We start from the raw sequence: 15902 nt of genomic DNA on the forward strand, positions 1-15902 counted from the left end.
ACATACTAATCCCTTGGGATATAGGAGTTTAGATAACCATGCAGACGATACATTTGCTTCATTCGTTGGAAGATGCTACTTGGGAACAAAGCAAGATTCCACAAGCCATTATACTAGGCCATTTTGATGGGATTCATCAAGGCCACCAGCATGTGATTAAGCGCGCTGTCGCCCACGCGAAAGAGCAGGGCTTAATCGCAGGACTTATGACTTTTCATCCGCATCCAAAAGGGGTGTTCGGCAAGCCTGGCTATGATCGATACCTCACTCCGCTTGGAGAGAAAGAACGTCAGCTTGAAGCCCTTGGCGTTGATCGGCTCTATGTAGTCGAGTTCGACACCGTGTTTGCTCAAATCACGCCTTCTGAATTTGTCCATGCGCTCTGCCGCCTTGATGCCAAGCATGTCGTTTGCGGATTTGATTATCGCTTTGGCCATCGTGGTGCAGGTACAGCGGAGATGCTTCGGAAAGAAGGCAAAAATTGCTTTACCGTTGATATTGTCGAACCGATCGATCAAGATGGAACCAAGGTTAGCAGCACTCGGATTCGGGAGTGTTTAGATGAGGGCGACGTTACTCTTGCCAATGAGTTATTAGGCAGATCATATATGCTTCGCGGTGAAGTGGTGCATGGTGAGAAACGTGGGAGAGCAATTGGGTATCCTACTGCCAACGTGCAGCCGGAAGAGCCTTATTATATTCCAAAGCTTGGCGTTTATGCGGTGCGCGCGGAAGTGCGCGGAGAGACGTATGACAGCGTGCTGAGTGTTGGTTTAAAGCCGACCTTCCACAGCCATATTCCAGAACCTGTTGTCGAGGCTCACTTGTTTGATTTCCATGATGATATTTATGGGGAGACGATGACGGTCTATCTGAAGAAGTTTATTCGCGGTGAGCAAAAGTTCAATTCTGTGCAGGAGCTCATTAATCAGATCCATCTGGATGCCGAGCAGGCCAAGGTCTACTTGCGAACCTTGTCCAAATAATATTTTACTTTCCGCTTTATTAGTGATATACTAGTGCCGTTGTCGTGTTTGTAGCACGGCATTTGCCTGAGCTTGGTTATTCGATCTCACCGACGGTGACGAGGCTTATGGACATTCATAGATGAATATATTAGGAGGTGAATAGGATGGCATTGACTCAAGAGCGTAAACAACAGCTTATCGAGGAACACAAGACTCACGCTTCCGACACGGGTTCTCCGGAAGTGCAAATCGCTATCCTTACTGAAAACATCACGAATTTGACGGAGCATTTGCGTACTCACAAGAAAGACCACCATTCCCGTCGCGGATTATTGAAAATGGTTGGTCAACGCCGTAAGTTGTTGGCTTACTTGAAGAACAAAGATGTTAAACGTTATAGCGCATTGATCGCTAAGCTCGGTCTGCGTCGTTAATAGCTCGAACCCAGGCAACCTGGTTGTGCACCGCTTGCGATGCGGTCTGCGACTGGGTTGCTTTTTATACATCTGGCTGTTGATTTTCTCCTCATGATTACATAATTGGTACGGTTGGAACTGCTCAAATGCTGCCATTTGCTTAAAGTTGTGCAAAAGGATGGTTTTAACCAAGTATTGAAGGAAATAATGGGGTTAGAAGAGAATAAAAGTAGCATCAATATAAGGAGGGATTCCCCATGCATCGCATCGAGATGGATCTAGGCGGAAGACCGCTCTCGCTTGAATTTGGCCGCTTGGCAAAGCAGGCGAATGCTGCGGTAACGGTTCGCTATGGTGATACGGTCGTACTGTGTACGGTGACGGCATCAAAGGAACCTAAAGACCTAGACTTTTTCCCGTTGACTGTCAACTATGAAGAACGTCTTTACTCTGTAGGTAAGATTCCAGGTGGATTTATTAAACGTGAGGGTAGACCGAGCGAAAAAGCTATTTTGGCTAGCCGCTTGATTGACCGTCCAATTCGTCCACTATTCCCAGACGGCTTCCGCAATGATGTACAAGTTCTTGACCTTGTCATGAGTGTGGATCAGGATTGTCCTCCTGAGATTGCAGCAATGATCGGTACATCTGCTGCATTGTCTGTATCTGACGTGCCATTCAATGGTCCAATCGGTGGCGTTATTGTTGGTCGTGTGGATGGTCAATTTATTATTAACCCAACGGTACAGCAAGAAGAAATCAGTGATATGCATGTGGTCGTAGCTGGAACAAAGGATGCGATCATGATGGTTGAAGCTGAGGCTAATGAAGTGCCTGAGGAGACCATGCTTGAAGCGATCATGTATGGTCATGAAGTGATCAAGACGATTGTTGCGACAATCGAGAAGTTTGTAGAAGAAGTTGGCAAGGAGAAGATGGATGTTACGCTCCATGCTGTAGATACGGAAGTAAATGCTGCAGTAAGAAGCTTTGCAGGAGAGCGCTTGATGGAAGCAGTGCGCATCGCCGAGAAGCATGCGCGTCAAGATGCGATTGATGCAATCAACGCGGAGACGGTTGAGCACTTTACAGCCGTCTATGCAGATGATGAAGATAAGATTGACGATGTGAAAGAGACGCTCTATGATATCGTGAAAGAAGAAGTTCGTCGTCTCATTACACATGACAAGCTTCGTCCGGATGGCCGTCAGCTTGGCGAGATTCGTCCAATCGAATGCGATGTTAAATTGCTGCCTCGTACACATGGATCTGGTCTATTCACTCGCGGACAAACACAGGCGCTAAGCATCTGTACACTTGGTGCACTGGGTGACGTTCAGATTCTAGATGGCTTGGATCTCGAAGAGTCGAAGCGCTTCATGCATCATTACAACTTCCCTCCATTCTCCGTAGGGGAAGCTCGTCCGCTGCGTGCTCCTGGACGTCGTGAGATTGGACATGGTGCCCTTGGCGAACGTGCATTGTCAAAAGTAATTCCTACAGAAGAGGAATTCCCATATACCATTCGCTTGGTGTCCGAGGTGCTTGAATCCAATGGTTCGACATCTCAAGCAAGTATTTGCGCAAGCACGCTTGCAATGATGGACGCAGGTGTTCCAATCAAAGCACCTGTTGCAGGGATTGCAATGGGCTTGATCAAGGATGGCGAACACTTCTCCATTCTGTCTGACATTCAAGGGATGGAAGATCATCTTGGAGACATGGACTTCAAAGTTGCGGGTACAGCAGCTGGTGTCACAGCTATCCAAATGGATATCAAGATTAACGGTATCAGCCGTGATATCTTGACCCAAGCGCTCGCACAGGCACATGAAGGACGGATGCATATCCTTGGCAAGATGATGGAGATTATCCAAACGCCAAGAGAGACTTTGTCTCCATATGCGCCTAAGATCTTGACCATGAACATCAACCCTGATAAGATTCGCGACGTTATTGGAGCAGGCGGTAAAGTCGTGAACAAGATCATTGAAGAAACAGGTGTAAAGATCGACATCGAGCAGGATGGTCGAATCTTTATTGCTTCGCCAAGCCAAGAAGGCAACGAGCGTGCTCGTGAAATTATCGAAGGCATCGTAAGAGAAATTACGGTAGGCGAAGTGTTCAATGGTACAGTCAAACGCATTGAGAAATTCGGTGCATTCGTCGAGCTGCTTCCAAACAAAGAAGGGCTGGTTCACATTTCTCAATTGTCTACAGAACGTGTAGAGAAGGTTGAAGATGTGGTTCAAATCGGGGACAAGCTTGAAGTGAAGGTTGTAGAGATCGATCAGCAAGGTCGAATCAACCTGTCTCACAAAGTCATTCTAGATCCATCAAGCGAAGGCACTCAGCCAGCAGTTCCACGCAAGCCGCGTCCAGATCGTGATCGTGGCCGTGAGCGCAATGGAGATCGCGGAGATCGCCGTTCCCACAACAATAATGGTCCTAGACCACAACGCACAACACAATCATAATAAAACGGGATACAACCTCTTACTACAATTGTAATAGGAGGTTGGTACTTGTTTTATCTACAATATCAATCTGGGCATGCGGCGAAGAGCTTTAGCTCGCTTCATCACAGATGAACCTTGAAAGAGACAGAAGTGAATTCTGGCTCTTTTTGCATATTTACGATCTTATCGCATGGTGTGTCCTACGTGGGTTATTCAGGTTCCCGAATAGAGCAAGCCAGAGCTGTAACAAGCCATCCTTGTGCTCGTCCGAATAACGTTGTCCGATTCCGCATAGAATGAAAGAAGCCTATCTATGTACAGGCAGGCACATGCTGGGATATGGACAAGGAAAGGATGAAGAACAATGAATCGATGGAACCAAGCGACGAAGCTTAAATGGATAACGGTGCTGTTGTCGGCAGCGTTGATTGTCATAATCGCTCGGATGACCGCGATAGGTTCATATATTGAAGACACCAAAGCCGCTGCGGTTTGGAGCAACGCTTTTTTGCAGGAAGATCGCACGGTTATGACGGAGACAGAGCTGATGCAGCGCATTGAGGAAGCTGCAGCAGCTAAGCGAGTTGCTCCGATTGATGCAAGAATTGATCGCGTGTGGAAAGCGATCCCTGGCTACAATGGGCTTGAAGTGGATATCGAGCATACGCTAAAGCAAAATGAATCCAAGCGCGTGGATCAACAGATTGCGTATGTGATGAAGGAAGTAAAGCCGCGTGTTACGCTGGATCAGCTTCCGCCTGCGGAGATCTATCGGGGCAATGAACAAAAGCCGGCTGTGGGGCTGATGGTCAATGTCGCATGGGGCAATGAGTTTGTACGTCCGATGCTGGATACTCTCAAACAAGAGGGGGTTAAGGCAACTTTCTTTTTTGACGGCTCCTGGGTTAAAAAGAATCCTGAGCTTGCAAAAGAGATTGCAGCTGAAGGCCATGAGATCGGCAACCATGCCTATTCGCATCCTAACATGAACGAATTAAGCGAAGGCCGGCAATACCAGGAAATAGAGAAGACGAAAAAGATCATAAAAGAGACCATAGGCGAGCACAGCCAGTGGTTCGCGCCGCCATCAGGTGCCTTCAATTCATTAACGGTAAAGACAGCCAATCAGCTTGGTCTAAAGACTGTATTATGGACGGTAGACACCATTGATTGGAAAAAGCCGAGTCCTGGAACTGTGGTGAGCCGTGTTCGCAACAAGGTAGGTGCAGGCAGCTTGATACTCATGCATCCAACGGCATCTTCAAGTGCCGCGCTGTCCGATATGATCGGTGTTATTCGACAAAAAGAATTGGTTCCTGGCACGGTGAGTGAAGCACTGTCTGAGGATCGGTTAAAAAGGTCTAAAGTTGAGTGATCCTCATTTTTTTGGTAGGATAAGAGGTGCAATTTATTGCATCGATCATAATTGAGGAGGACCACGATTGGAGAAGCTTCAGTTACGTAATGGTCTGAGAGTTGTCTTGGAGAAGATTCCTACTTGCCGGTCGGTGTCCTTTGGGATATGGGTAAAGACAGGCTCTCGATTCGAGAACGAGACGAGCAACGGCGTCTCGCATTTTATTGAGCATATGCTGTTTAAAGGAACGGAACGCTACGATGCCAAAGCAATCGCTGAAGCCTTTGATGCGATTGGCGGCAATGTTAATGCATTCACTTCCAAGGAATATACGTGCTATTTTGCTAAGGTTCTGGATGAGCATCTGCCGATCGCGGTAGATGTACTGTCTGATATGTTTTTCAACTCTAAGCTTGATGATGGGGAGCTGGCGAAGGAGAAGAATGTCATCTTGGAGGAGATCTCCATGTATGAGGATACGCCGGATGACACGGTTCATGACTTGGTCACGCAAGCAGCATACGGTTCGCATCCGCTTGCTTACCCGATTCTAGGCACGGAAGACACGCTTGAGCCAATGACCGCAGGTGACCTTCGACAGTATATGAAGGATCACTACACCATCTCCAACACAGTTGTTGCCGTAGCAGGCAACTTTGATGATTCTATTGTCGAACTGCTGGAGAAGCATTTTGGATCTTTTCAAAATGATCATGTCGAGCATCAAGCTGAAGTTCCGCAATTCCACAGCGAGGTATTGTATCAGGAGAAGCAAACCGAGCAGAATCATATCTGCCTGAGTCTGCCTGGGTGCTCCATGTCAGATCCTCATCTTTATGCGATGGTGATCTTAAACAATGTCATCGGCGGTGGAATGAGCTCTAGACTGTTCCAAGAGATTCGAGAGAAGCGGGGCTTAGCATATTCCGTGTATTCCTATCACTCTTCTGCTGCAGACAGCGGCTTGTTTACGGTATACATCGGAACAGCGCCTAAGCAGACCAAGGAAGTGCTCGATCTCACGATGGAAGTGCTGCTTGATATTGCACGCAACGGCATTACAGAAGACGAATTGATGAAGGGCAAGGAGCAGCTAAAAGGAAGTTTGATCTTAAGTCTTGAGAGCACAAGCTCCCGCATGACTCGGCTAGGGAAGAATGAACTAATGCTCGGCCGTCATTATACATTAGATGAGATGATTGAACGAATTGAAGCTGTGAAGATGGATGATGTGAACAATATGATCGATCGCATGGTTGCCGAGCCACTTGCTGTTGCGATGGTAGGCGTGAATGCAGAAGCAATCAAGAATTTCAGGAGGGACTATCTTGTTACAAACCGAGTTTGAAGTACAAATAAAACGACTACCGGGTAATGAGGATATTCATATCCCGGCTAAAATGTCCGATCTTGCCGCTGGCTTCGATCTGTATGCGGCAGTAGATGAGCCGTTAACTCTAGGTCCAGGCCAACGAGTATTAGTGCCAACCGGCTTTGCTATGGCACTGCCTCCGCAGCTAGAAGCGCAAGTTCGACCGCGCAGCGGACTTGCTTATAAGCATGGATTGACCTGCTTGAATTCTCCAGGCACGATTGATGCCGATTATCGTGGAGAGGTGAAGGTCCTGCTGATCAATCACGGCAATCACGGCTTCACGATCGAGCGCAATGAGCGGATCGCGCAGATGGTCATTCAGTATGTGCCTGAGGTGAAGCTTGTGGAAGTTGACGAGTTGTCCGATACGGAGCGTGGCGAGGGCGGCTTTGGACACACAGGCACGAAGTAATTTTCCATATATTATCTGATGCTTAACAAATGGCAGTCTCCGGATGGAGGCTGCTTTTTTATGTTATCGGGAACTAAAATGTCCAGCGGCTGTGTCTGCACCCTTTCTAGGCTCACGCATAAGATGTTCTATATGTCAGATTTAGATGTGTTCTGGAGAGGAGTGAGAAGCACGAATGTTGACTGGAGTTCACGTCGTATTTCTGGGCGGAGATGCAAGGCACCTGGAGGTCATTCAGAAGTTAACGGAGCTAGATGCCAGTGTCACGATCATTGGATTCGACCAGTTGTCAAATCCGTACCATGGTGTGCAGCGGCAGTCTCTGTCACAGGAGCTTCTTCGTCATGCTGACGCATTGGTGCTGCCTGCCGTTGGCACAGATGATGATGGAAAGGTGCATGCTATCTTCACGTCAGAAGAATTGGTCCTTACCGAGGAGCATATCGCCTCGCTTCCATCTCATGCGATTGTGTTTACGGGAATGGCGAAGCCTTACTTAAGCACGCTATGTGATAAGCATAAGCTTAGATTGATTGAATTGTTCGAGCGAGATGATGTGGCCATCTATAATTCCATACCAACAGCAGAAGGCGCCATTATGATGGCGATTCAACATACAGACATTACGCTTCATGGCTCGGAAACCATGGTGCTTGGTATGGGAAGAACAGGCTTCACCTTGGCTAGGACGCTGCTTGGATTAGGTGCTAATGTACGGGTAGGCGTGCGAAGAGATGAGCATTTTGCGCGTGCAACCGAGATGGGATTTCAGCCTTTTTACCTAAGCGAGCTGACTAAACGCGTGACAAATATCGACTTGCTTTTTAATACGATACCGACTATGATAGTCACAGCGCAGGTCATAGCACAAATGCCCAACCGTGCGGTTCTTATCGACCTAGCCTCGAAGCCTGGCGGCATTGATTTTCGATTTGCAGAGAAGCGAGGCGTTAAAGCCATGCTTGCACCGGGGCTTCCAGGCATCGTAGCACCGAAATCCGCCGGCCGCATTCTTGCCCATAGCATTAGTCAGCTGTTATTAGAGCAAATGCGAACATCGGGGGAATGAAGGATGGACTATAAGGGGATTACAGTGGGCTTTGCGCTGACAGGATCGCATTGCACCTTTGATGAGGTGATGCCTCAGATTCAGCGATTTGTTGACCTTGGGGCAAAAGTGATTCCGATTGTTTCGAATACGATTATGACGACTGACACCAGATTTGGAACTTCTTTGCATTGGCAAAAGCAGTTGAAAGATATTACAGGGAATGATATGATTTCTACGATTGTAGATGCCGAGCCGCTCGGCCCATCCAAACTGCTTGATGTGATGGTCATCGCGCCTTGCACCGGCAATACCACGAGCAGACTGGCGAATGCCATCACTGACAGTCCAGTGCTGATGGCTGCGAAGGCACAGATGCGCAATCTGCGCCCCTTAGTGCTCGCCATCTCAACGAATGACGGCCTCGGACTCAATGCTGCGAATATTGCGAAGCTGCTTGTCACAAAGAATATTTACTTTGTTCCGTATGGGCAAGACAATCCAACACAGAAGCCCAATTCATTAGTTGCGAGAATGGATTTGATTCCTGAAGCGTGTAAGTCGGCATTAGAAGGCAAGCAATTGCAGCCGCTTATTATTGAACGCTTTCAGTATAAATGATCAAGACTGGAGAGCGTGATCGAGATTCTATCACGCTCTTTACGTACACATAGTCGTAAAGGGGAGAAGAGACACATGACGAATCAAAAGCGGTTTAACGTTGCAGTTGTAGGAGCTACAGGAGCAGTAGGGGAACAAATAATCAAGCTGCTTGAGGAGCGTCAATTTCCTTTCCAACAATTAAAGCTGTTGTCCTCAGCACGTTCTGCAGGCAAGAAAATCTCCGTTTGCGGAGTCGAGTATACGGTTGAGGAAGCTTGTCCTGAGAGCTTTGAGGGCATTGATATTGCTTTATTCAGCGCTGGAGGAGATGTTTCCAAGGCACTAGTGCCTGCTGCGATTGAAAGAGGGGCTGTATGTATCGATAATACAAGCGCTTTTCGCATGGATCCGACAGCACCACTCGTTGTGCCTGAGGTGAACGCTGACAAGATCAAAGAACACCAAGGGGTAATTGCCAATCCGAACTGCTCTACCATTCAAATGGTTGCAGCGCTGAAGCCATTATATGACCGTTACGGCATCGATCGCATCATTGTGTCTACTTATCAAGCCGTCTCAGGTGCAGGAACACGCGCTATCGACGAAATGCTGCATCAGACGAAGGAAGTCCTTGAAGGCAATACGGTTAAACCTGATGTTCTTCCTGTGTCCTCTCTGCCTGTGAAGCATCAAATTGCTTTTAATGCGATTCCTCAAATCGACAAGTTCCAAGAGAACGGATTTACTTACGAAGAAATGAAAATGATTAATGAAACAAAGAAAATTATGGATGACGAGTCTATTAAAGTGACGACAACCTGCGTGCGCATTCCAGTGGTATATGGGCACTCCGAGTCCGTATATGTTGAGCTTAAAAACGACTACGACTTGGCAGAAGTGCGCGAACTTCTTGCTGCTGCGCCGGGTATTACCGTAGTGGATCGTCCAGAAGAGCAAGCTTACCCGCTAGCAACGGATGCAGCAGGCAAACATGATGTGTTCGTTGGGCGTCTGCGCCGCGATCTTGATCATCCACGAGGCTTGAATATGTGGATCGTATCCGATAACCTGCTTAAGGGCGCAGCTTGGAACGCAGTTCAAATTGCAGAAACATTTGCTTCAGAGCGGCCAGAATAATACGCCGCTCTTGCTTTGTATTGGCTAGGCAGAATATGCAAGCTGCTTGCAAGCATGGAGCACATCATGTTCTGGCAGTCAGTCTTCATTAGTGTTGGAGGAATTACTTATGAGAATACTTGTACAGAAGTTCGGAGGAACTTCCCTATCTACAGCCGAAGCCAGAAATCAAGTGATTCATCATATACAACGTGAGCTTGAAAATGGATATCACCTTGCTGTTGTTGTTTCGGCAATGGGGCGAAGAGGTGAGCCCTATGCGACAGATACCCTGTTAGACTGGATTGGATCCAATGGCGCCAAGCTGCCTGCTCGCGAGCAGGATATGCTGCTGTGCTGCGGCGAGATTATCTCTGCTACGACGCTTTGCAGTCTGCTTCATGATGCTGGAATCTCGGCGACTGTGTTCACTGGCGCGCAGGCAGGATTTAAGACAGACCAGCATTTTAACAATGCCCGCATTCTCGATGTGAATCCTGAACGTGTGCTTGAAGCCATGAAGGAGAATAAGGTTGCGATTGTAACCGGCTTTCAAGGACAAGCGGAGAATGGGGATCATACGACGCTTGGCCGTGGAGGCAGCGATACCTCTGCAACAGCGCTCGGTGCTGCGCTTCGAGCAGAAATGGTCGATATTTATACCGACGTCAACGGTATTTTGACAGCAGATCCAAGACTTGTGGAGGATGCGAAGCCTCTAACGGTCGTAACGTATGCCGAGATCTGCAATATGGCTCACCATGGAGCAAAGGTTATTCATCCACGCGCGGTGGAGATTGCGATGCAAGCACAGATCCCCGTTCGTGTTCGCTCAACCTTCAGCGATGAACAGGGAACCCTTGTTACGAATCCGGATGGGATCCATGACTTGTATGAGGGCATTGTAGACCGCTTTGTGACAGGAATCGCATACGTGAGCAATGTTACTCAGATTACGGTTGAAGCCCAAGAAGGTACTCATGATCTTCAGCTTAACGTCTTTAAAGCGATGGCCCACAACCAAATTAGTGTAGATTTTATTAATGTTACCTTATCTGGAGCTGTTTATACGGTCTTTGACCATGATGCTCCTCGAGCGCTTGAAGTTCTTAAAGACATGGGCTATTCGCCAAAAGCGTTGTCTAGTTGTGCAAAGGTGTCAGTTATTGGCGGCGGCATGAATGGGGTGCCGGGAATTATGGCCCATATTGTCGAAGCCTTAACGAAGCAGGATATTCAAATACTACAATCGGCAGATTCCAATACAACGATTTGGGTGCTTGTTACGAAAGAGGATATGGTACGGGCATTACGTGCTTTGCATGAGCAATTTGGCTTGAATCGGTAATCATACCGAAGTCATACGTATTTTAGGGGAGGAGACAAAAGTGGATTTTGGCAGATTAGTAACAGCGATGGTAACTCCATTTGATGCTGAGCTTGGCATTGCTTGGCCAGAAACAGAGCGAGTTATCGAAGAATTAATCGAGGTGCAAAAGAGCGACAGCTTGGTGATTGCGGGGACGACAGGCGAATCGCCAACGCTTAGTGATGAGGAGAAGGCTGAATTATTCCGCTTTGCAGTTAAAAAGGCTAACGGACGTGCGAAGATCATCGCGGGAACGGGAAGCAACAGCACTTCTCATTCAATTCATCTCACAAAGCTCGCAGAGGAAGCGGGAGTTGACGGCATCCTCTTGGTTGTGCCTTACTACAACAAGCCAAATCAGGAAGGACTTTATCGTCATTTTAAGGCCATTGCTCAGTCAACGACACTGCCTGTTATGCTCTATAATGTACCGAGCCGGACCGTAACAAGCATGAGTGTGGATACGACGCTTCGTCTTGCTAATGATGTGTCGAACATTGTTGCAACGAAGGAATGTGCTTCCATTGAGCAGGTGGCTCAGCTCGCATCTCATGCTCCAGAGGGTTTCTATGTCTACTCTGGCGACGATGCTGCCACGCTTCCTGCCTTAAGTGTTGGCGGTTATGGAATTGTCAGCGTAGCAGGACATATCGTTGGTAAAGACATGAAGCAGATGATTCAAGCCTATGTTGATGGACATGTACAGCTGGCAAGCGAGTGGAATGCAAAGCTGCTTCCTGTATTCAAAGGGCTGTTTGAAGCTCCTCATCCTGTTCCCAATCCTGTTGCCGTCAAATATGCCATGCAACTGCGCGGCTTCCAAGTTGGCGGTGTAAGACTGCCGCTTATTGAGGCAACCCAAGCGGAGAAGGAATTTGTAGAACAAGTGATCAAGCCGTTTCTTTAATGCTAAGCTGGGGCTTGCAGATCTCAACAAATAGGATAGATGCTTCATTCAGTTGAACGGAATAATCATTTTGGATTACGAAAAAGCCCAAGATACTTGGGCTTTTTCGTATTTAAATGAACCTAAGGATCAAAAATAAGACAAGAGAAGAAGCGTCCGAACATGACTTGCAGCAGCTTGCAATTCAATTTGTTTTGGAATTATTTTTTTGCATGTCATGAAAAATTTGAACGAATTTTTTTGGTGCTACAGATCTATGAAAACGCTTTAAAACCAACGTTTTTTTTAACTTCACGAGTGATGAATCAGTAGGCATCTGTCTTTAAGGATCAAAACGCCGACTTGTGTTTTTTCATAACGTTCATGTATAATGATTATCAAGTGACTGGGTGCGGTATATTTTACAAACGTTAGTTCATTGGTGCGACGGCCAACTGAATATAGGAGGTTAAGATAGACATTGTCAAAGAAGAACAACACAGATAAGCTATCCATTTTTGCACTGGGTGGCGTAGGTGAAATTGGGAAAAATATGTACGTTGTCCAATATGGTAACGATATTGTCGTTATTGATGCTGGATTGAAGTTTCCAGAAGAAGATATGCTCGGAATCGATATCGTTATTCCTGATATCACCTACTTAACAGAAAATCGAGATAAAGTAAGAGGTATTATTGTTACACATGGACATGAGGATCACATCGGAGGACTTCCATATGTACTGCGTCATCTGAATGTGCCTGTGTATGCGACTAGACTTACAATTGGACTAATTGAAAGCAAACTTCGCGAGGCGAATTTGCTTGGCGAGACGAAGCGCATTCTCATCCATGCGGATTCCGAGGTACAGCTTGGATCGATGACGGCCACATTCTTTAAGACCAATCACTCGATCCCTGACTCCGTTGGGGTATGCCTGGATACACCGGAAGGTGCGGTAGTACATACCGGTGACTTCAAGTTTGATCATACGCCAGTTAATGGCCAATATGCAGACTTGCATCGCATGGCAGAGATTGGTGCCAAAGGGGTTCTCGCACTTTTATCCGATAGTACAAATTCGGAGAGACCGGGTTTTACGCCTTCTGAAAGCAGCGTAGGCGATACGCTGGAGGAGATCTTCCATAATGCAGAGCAGCGAGTTGTCGTCGCAACATTCGCTTCTAACATTCATCGTGTGCAGCAGGTCATTGAGGCCGCTCATGCTACGAATCGCAAGCTGACCGTAATCGGACGCAGTATGGTTAACGTCGTAACGATTGCTTCTGAATTGGGCTACCTTCACATTCCGGATGGGATGCTGATTGAGCCTGAAGAAGTAAACAAGCTTGCAGCTGATCGAGTCGTTATTTTGTGTACAGGCAGTCAAGGAGAACCGATGTCTGCTCTGACGAGAATGGCGCGCTCAACGCATCGCAAGGTAGATATTCTGCCAGGCGATACCGTTGTTATCGCAGCAACACCAATCCCAGGCAATGAGAAAGATGTAGGTCGAACGGTGGATGAGCTGTTTAGATTAGGAGCCAATGTTATTTACGGCGGCGCCCAAACTAAAGTTCACGTATCCGGACATGGCAGTCAAGAAGAGCTCAAGCTGATGCTTAACTTGATGAGGCCGCAATACTTTATCCCGATTCACGGGGAATACCGCATGCTTCGCCAACATGCTAGACTGGCTGAGGCCGTAGGCATCGAACCTGAGAACATCTTTATTACCGACATCGGTGATACGGTTGAGATTCAGAACGGTGTCGCTCGCAAGGGCTCCAAGGTACCGTCGGGCTATGTGCTTATCGATGGTTTGGGTGTAGGAGATGTGGGCAATATTGTGCTTCGTGATCGCAAGCTGCTCTCCCAAGATGGCATTCTTGTCGTCGTCGTGACGTTAAGCAAGCAGGATGGAACGATTATGTCAGGACCTGATATTATCTCCAGAGGCTTTGTGTATGTACGAGAATCAGAAGGGCTTCTAGATGAAGCGAATCGCATTGTGACCTCTACGCTGCAGCGTCTAATGAGTGAGAATGTGAACGAGTGGGCTTCATTGAAGACGCATGTAAAAGATGCGCTTGGCCGCTTCTTGTATGAACAAACTCGTCGCCGTCCGATGATCCTTCCTATTATTATGGAAGTGTAATTAAGTTAAAGACAATTATTATGATAAAACATGGCAAGACATCTATAATGAAATGTGACTATAGGTCGCATTCAGATCACTAAGATGAAGAATAGCTCTTTACTTCTCTGACAGGAGGAGGGGAGCTATTCTTTTTTTATACATTAGAGTCATCTTTATGATCAGTTGTGATCTTTGAATGATTTGCACGATATCCTCTTCTGGCTCGCATAACACATTACTGGATGGAGCAACCTATACCTAGGAATGTACATGCAGAGATTGTATGCAGAGAATGGAGGAGCAACATGTCCCAGTACAATAGCGGAAGAAGAAATCCTTTCTTAAACCAATACTCCTATATCTTAAGCAACAAACAAAAAAATAGAAACAATCAATATGAGCAGTATGAACAAAATCAAAATGAGCAGCAGCCAGGTTCGCCTTATGCCCCCTCATTGCCGCCAGCGCCAACTGATCCAATGAGGGATCGCATGCCTCCAGCCGTTCAGAGCATTCAGCAATTCGGAACCGCCTCTACACCCAATGTTAGCGAATCGAATATTTACTGCTTGAATATTATCGGACAAATTGAAGGCCATATTATCCTGCCCCCTCAGAATAAGACGACGAAGTATGAGCATATTATTCCTCAGCTCATTGCCGCTGAGCAGAATTCCAAGATCGAGGGTGTGCTGATTACACTGAACACAGTAGGTGGGGATGTGGAAGCAGGTTTGGCAATAGCAGAGATGATTGCTTCCTTATCGAAGCCAACAGTTACACTCGTGCTTGGAGGCGGTCACAGCATCGGTGTGCCGATTGCAGTTGCCTCGCATATATCTGTCATTGCCGAGACCGCCACCATGACCATTCATCCCATTCGGCTGACAGGTCTCGTTATTGGCGTGCCGCAAACCTTCGAATATCTCGATAAAATGCAGGAGCGGGTAGTACGTTTCGTGACCAGCCATTCCCGCATCTCAGACGATACGTTCAAGCAGCTGATGTTTAAAACCGGGGAGCTTACTCGAGATATAGGCACGACGGTAATTGGGACGGATGCTGTTCGAATGGGTCTAATTGATGAAGTTGGAGGCGTATCGGCTGCCTTGTACCACTTGAATCAATTGATCGAAGCCAAGCGGGCGATTGATGAACAGACCAAGCCTAAGCAGGAAGGAAATAACGGAGCGAATGCCACCAATGGCTCGGGCAATCAACAGCAGCAAGGCAATAACGGCGGAGAACAATCTCAAGCCTCCTGTTCGAACCAGCACGGTCAAGAGCAAGGAATGAACCAACAGCAAGCCCAAGGACAACCGCCACATATTCAGAATCAGCCCCATAATCAGGGACAAGGGAACAATAATCAATCGCAAGGACAGCAGCAAATGCACAACCAATATGAAAGCCAACAGTATGCGGGTAAACAAAACGATTCGCGCTCCAACAGCAGTTCGCAATCAGAGGGGGGCATGTAATGCTGTACTCTATTCTGCCTATGGAAGTTGTGCTGGAGGGCAACGATACTTTTTCTCCTATGCATATGGAAATGAAGCGAAATGGTAGGACCCTGCTTGTGGAACAGGTGTCTCCTCAAGAAATGCGAATTGAACGACTCGTGCTCGGTATGTCCATTGACGATTATTTGGATCCTGCCTATCAGCCGGGAACATTAATTCCTGTGTTCGAAATCAATCAAAATGAGTAAATCATAATGTTTTTAGGGCACCTAGCAGGTGCCTTTTTGCAT

13 protein-coding genes and 1 pseudogene are annotated in these 15902 nt (G+C 47.1%); all 14 read left to right on the forward strand.

Features of this window, described 5'->3' with window-relative positions; translation table 11 throughout:
• Positions 1-38: 38 nt before the first annotated feature.
• Positions 39-986, forward strand: coding sequence for a bifunctional riboflavin kinase/FAD synthetase (locus B9Y93_RS03270; protein WP_085492914.1), 948 nt, complete (start codon positions 39-41; stop codon positions 984-986).
• Between the two features lie 146 nt (positions 987-1132).
• Entirely contained in the window at positions 1133-1402 is a 270-nt protein-coding gene (rpsO, locus tag B9Y93_RS03275; RefSeq protein ID WP_085492915.1) for a 30S ribosomal protein S15, read from the forward strand.
• Positions 1403-1641: 239 nt separating this feature from the next.
• Positions 1642-3861, forward strand: coding sequence for a polyribonucleotide nucleotidyltransferase (gene pnp, locus B9Y93_RS03280; protein WP_085492916.1), 2220 nt, complete (start codon positions 1642-1644; stop codon positions 3859-3861).
• A 346-nt stretch (positions 3862-4207) separates the two neighbouring features.
• Positions 4208-5218: a polysaccharide deacetylase family protein gene (locus tag B9Y93_RS03285; protein WP_085492917.1), complete on the forward strand. Its 1011-nt coding sequence runs from the start codon at positions 4208-4210 to the stop codon at positions 5216-5218.
• Between the two features lie 67 nt (positions 5219-5285).
• On the forward strand, positions 5286-6548 hold the full coding sequence (locus B9Y93_RS03290) for a M16 family metallopeptidase (RefSeq protein WP_085492918.1): 1263 nt from the start codon (positions 5286-5288) through the stop codon (positions 6546-6548).
• Entirely contained in the window at positions 6529-6987 is a 459-nt protein-coding gene (gene dut / locus B9Y93_RS03295) for a dUTP diphosphatase (RefSeq protein ID WP_085492919.1), read from the forward strand. The genes B9Y93_RS03290 and dut overlap by 20 nt, the downstream gene beginning before the upstream one ends.
• 175 nt (positions 6988-7162) lie before the next feature.
• A complete protein-coding gene (dpsA, locus tag B9Y93_RS03300) occupies positions 7163-8056 on the forward strand; it encodes a dipicolinate synthase subunit DpsA (protein WP_085492920.1) in 894 nt (297 codons plus the stop codon).
• Between the two features lie 3 nt (positions 8057-8059).
• Entirely contained in the window at positions 8060-8656 is a 597-nt protein-coding gene (locus B9Y93_RS03305; protein ID WP_085492921.1) for a dipicolinate synthase subunit B, read from the forward strand.
• A 75-nt stretch (positions 8657-8731) separates the two neighbouring features.
• Positions 8732-9775, forward strand: a complete 1044-nt coding sequence (locus tag B9Y93_RS03310) for an aspartate-semialdehyde dehydrogenase (RefSeq protein ID WP_085492922.1) — start codon at positions 8732-8734, stop codon at positions 9773-9775.
• A gap of 109 nt (positions 9776-9884) precedes the next feature.
• A complete protein-coding gene (gene dapG, locus B9Y93_RS03315) occupies positions 9885-11102 on the forward strand; it encodes an aspartate kinase (RefSeq protein WP_085492923.1) in 1218 nt (405 codons plus the stop codon).
• A gap of 40 nt (positions 11103-11142) precedes the next feature.
• Positions 11143-12030, forward strand: a complete 888-nt coding sequence (gene dapA, locus B9Y93_RS03320; RefSeq protein ID WP_085492924.1) for a 4-hydroxy-tetrahydrodipicolinate synthase — start codon at positions 11143-11145, stop codon at positions 12028-12030.
• A 460-nt stretch (positions 12031-12490) separates the two neighbouring features.
• On the forward strand, positions 12491-14167 hold the full coding sequence (locus B9Y93_RS03325; protein WP_085492925.1) for a ribonuclease J: 1677 nt from the start codon (positions 12491-12493) through the stop codon (positions 14165-14167).
• 461 nt (positions 14168-14628) lie between these two features.
• A pseudogene (locus B9Y93_RS03330) lies at positions 14629-15295 on the forward strand (ClpP family protease); the annotation flags it as partial.
• Positions 15296-15629: 334 nt separating this feature from the next.
• A complete protein-coding gene (locus B9Y93_RS03335) occupies positions 15630-15860 on the forward strand; it encodes a YlzJ-like family protein (protein WP_085492926.1) in 231 nt (76 codons plus the stop codon).
• Positions 15861-15902 lie beyond the last annotated feature (42 nt).

The organism is Paenibacillus aquistagni (assembly GCF_900177815.1).
Taxonomy (GTDB): domain Bacteria; phylum Bacillota; class Bacilli; order Paenibacillales; family Paenibacillaceae; genus Paenibacillus_B; species Paenibacillus_B aquistagni.

Bases quoted from the DNA above. Each gene is read 5' to 3' on its own strand.
- B9Y93_RS03270 (WP_085492914.1), top strand. From the start codon at position 39: ATGCAGACGATACATTTGCTTCATTCGTTGGAAGATGCTACTTGGGAA.
- rpsO (WP_085492915.1), top strand. From the start codon at position 1,133: ATGGCATTGACTCAAGAGCGTAAACAACAGCTTATCGAGGAACACAAG.
- pnp (WP_085492916.1), top strand. From the start codon at position 1,642: ATGCATCGCATCGAGATGGATCTAGGCGGAAGACCGCTCTCGCTTGAA.
- B9Y93_RS03285 (WP_085492917.1), top strand. From the start codon at position 4,208: ATGAATCGATGGAACCAAGCGACGAAGCTTAAATGGATAACGGTGCTG.
- dpsA (WP_085492920.1), top strand. From the start codon at position 7,163: ATGTTGACTGGAGTTCACGTCGTATTTCTGGGCGGAGATGCAAGGCAC.
- B9Y93_RS03305 (WP_085492921.1), top strand. From the start codon at position 8,060: ATGGACTATAAGGGGATTACAGTGGGCTTTGCGCTGACAGGATCGCAT.
- B9Y93_RS03310 (WP_085492922.1), top strand. From the start codon at position 8,732: ATGACGAATCAAAAGCGGTTTAACGTTGCAGTTGTAGGAGCTACAGGA.
- dapG (WP_085492923.1), top strand. From the start codon at position 9,885: ATGAGAATACTTGTACAGAAGTTCGGAGGAACTTCCCTATCTACAGCC.
- B9Y93_RS03335 (WP_085492926.1), top strand. From the start codon at position 15,630: ATGCTGTACTCTATTCTGCCTATGGAAGTTGTGCTGGAGGGCAACGAT.